General features: G+C 62.1%; 2 protein-coding genes. One reads left to right on the top strand and one right to left on the bottom strand.

Going from position 1 to position 2,024, the window contains the following annotated elements:
• Positions 1 to 231 (bottom strand): TrmH family RNA methyltransferase (locus WCB02_RS34270; protein ID WP_423965546.1); only part of this gene is annotated, 231 nt, incomplete at its 3' end.
• Positions 232 to 590: 359 nt separating this feature from the next.
• Between WCB02_RS34270 and WCB02_RS34265 the strand changes: the two genes are divergently transcribed.
• Entirely contained in the window at positions 591 to 1,805 is a 1,215-nt protein-coding gene (locus WCB02_RS34265; RefSeq protein WP_423965544.1) for an NADP-dependent isocitrate dehydrogenase, read from the top strand.
• Positions 1,806 to 2,024: the final 219 nt, after the last annotated feature.

The following is a 2,024-nucleotide window of genomic DNA, read 5'->3' as shown; positions in this document are numbered from 1 at the left end:
GAACAGCTCCGCGCGCTCCAGGATCTGATCGGCGCCGGCCGCGGCGCGCTGCGCGGCGATGTTCGGCCAGCCGTCGCGCGGGTTGACGATCCGCAGCCGCGACAGCGCGAAATTGCCCATCGCGCGCGCCGCCATGCCGATGTTCTCGCCGAGCTGCGGCTCGACGAGTACGATCACGGGCCCGGCGAGGTCGAAGCCGGTCTTGCTCTTGTCGGTGCCGGCACCGGTCATCGCTCTGCTTTCTCGCTTTCCGATTCAAATCAAGGCTTTGCGCGGCGCTGGACGGAAACCTGTTCAGCCAGCTTGCCGCTCGGCCCCTCGATTGCCTGTCCGGCAGAATTTCTCAAGCGAAATAATGAGGTTGGATTCGGCTTTTGACTTGCGGCGAGAACCACCGACGGGCGGCCGCCAGATCGAGGCGCCCAAGGCGCTTCACCCCACGGCCGATCCCGGCATCGCGGGCCAAAAGATGAGCGCAAACTGCATAGCCCCTTGGCTTCCGCCCGCCCCGCCGCGGTGCTATGACGCGCCATAACACCAGTTCCACCCCGCTCTCAGCACGCGCTATTTCCGAAAAGGCCTTACCGATCATGGCAAAAATCAAGGTGACCAACCCCGTCGTCGAACTCGATGGCGACGAGATGACCCGGATCATCTGGCAGTACATCAAGGACAAGCTCATCACCCCGTTCCTCGATATCGAGCTGATGTATTTCGACCTCGGGATGGAATACCGCGACCAGACCAATGACCAGGTCACGGTGGATGCCGCCAACGCCATCAAGAAGGTCGGCGTCGGCGTCAAATGCGCCACCATCACGCCCGACGAGGCGCGGGTGAAGGAGTTCGGCCTCAAGGAAATGTGGAAATCGCCGAACGGCACCATCCGCAACATCCTGGGCGGCGTGGTGTTCCGCGAGCCGATCATCTGCCGGAACGTGCCGCGGCTGGTGCCGGGCTGGACCAAACCGATCATCATCGGCCGCCATGCCTTCGGCGACCAGTACCGCGCCACCGACTTCAAGTTTCCGGGCAAGGGCACGCTGACGATGAAGTTCGTCGGCGAGGACGGCGCAGTGATCGAGCGCGAAGTCTACAAGTCGCCGGGCGCCGGCATCGCGCTCGCGATGTACAATCTCGACGACTCCATCGCCGATTTCGCCCGCGCCTCGCTCAACATGGGCCTGTTGAAGAGCTACTCGGTCTACCTCTCGACCAAGAACACCATCCTCAAGGTCTATGACGGCCGCTTCAAGGACATCTTCCAGGATATTTTCGACAAGGAATTCAAGGCGCAGTTCGACGCCAAGAAGATTACCTATGAGCACCGCCTGATCGACGACATGGTGGCGGCGGCAATGAAATGGTCGGGCGGCTATGTCTGGGCCTGCAAGAACTATGACGGCGACGTGCAGTCCGATACCGTCGCGCAGGGTTACGGTTCGCTCGGGCTGATGACCTCGGTGTTGATGACGCCGGACGGCAAGACGGTGGAAGCCGAAGCCGCCCACGGCACGGTGACGCGGCACTATCGCGAGCACCAGAAGGGCAAGGAGACCTCGACCAATTCGATCGCCTCGATCTTTGCCTGGACCCGCGGCCTGTCGCATCGCGCCAAGCTCGATAACAACGATGCCCTGGCGAAGTTCGCGGACACGCTGGAGAAGGTCTGCGTCGACACCGTCGAATCCGGCTTCATGACCAAGGACCTCGCGTTGCTGGTCGGCGCCGAGCAGCGCTGGCTCTCCACCACCGGCTTCCTCGACAAGGTCGCGGAAAACCTGACCAAGGCGATGGCGGCCTGATAAAGGCTCGTCGAGACTTTCGCCGGAGTGCGAGCGAAGGCCAGAGCGCCAGAACGCGATGATTTGATCAATCGTCATCGCACTCTGGTCTATCGTTTGTGCGTGAAGGCGAGACCCGTTGGCTCCCACGACGACGAACAGAGGCAAGGCATGCTGAGTTTCATGCGGATTTTGCGGACAGCTCTTTTGACGCCTCTGGTGCTGCCGGGCCTGCTCGCG

The sequence above is a fragment of the Bradyrhizobium sp. genome, from assembly GCF_049581145.1.
Taxonomy (GTDB): domain Bacteria; phylum Pseudomonadota; class Alphaproteobacteria; order Rhizobiales; family Xanthobacteraceae; genus Bradyrhizobium.
This window is presented reverse-complemented; position numbering and strand designations above follow the sequence as displayed.

Bases quoted from the DNA above. Each gene is read 5' to 3' on its own strand.
- WCB02_RS34265 (WP_423965544.1), top strand. From the start codon at position 591: ATGGCAAAAATCAAGGTGACCAACCCCGTCGTCGAACTCGATGGCGAC.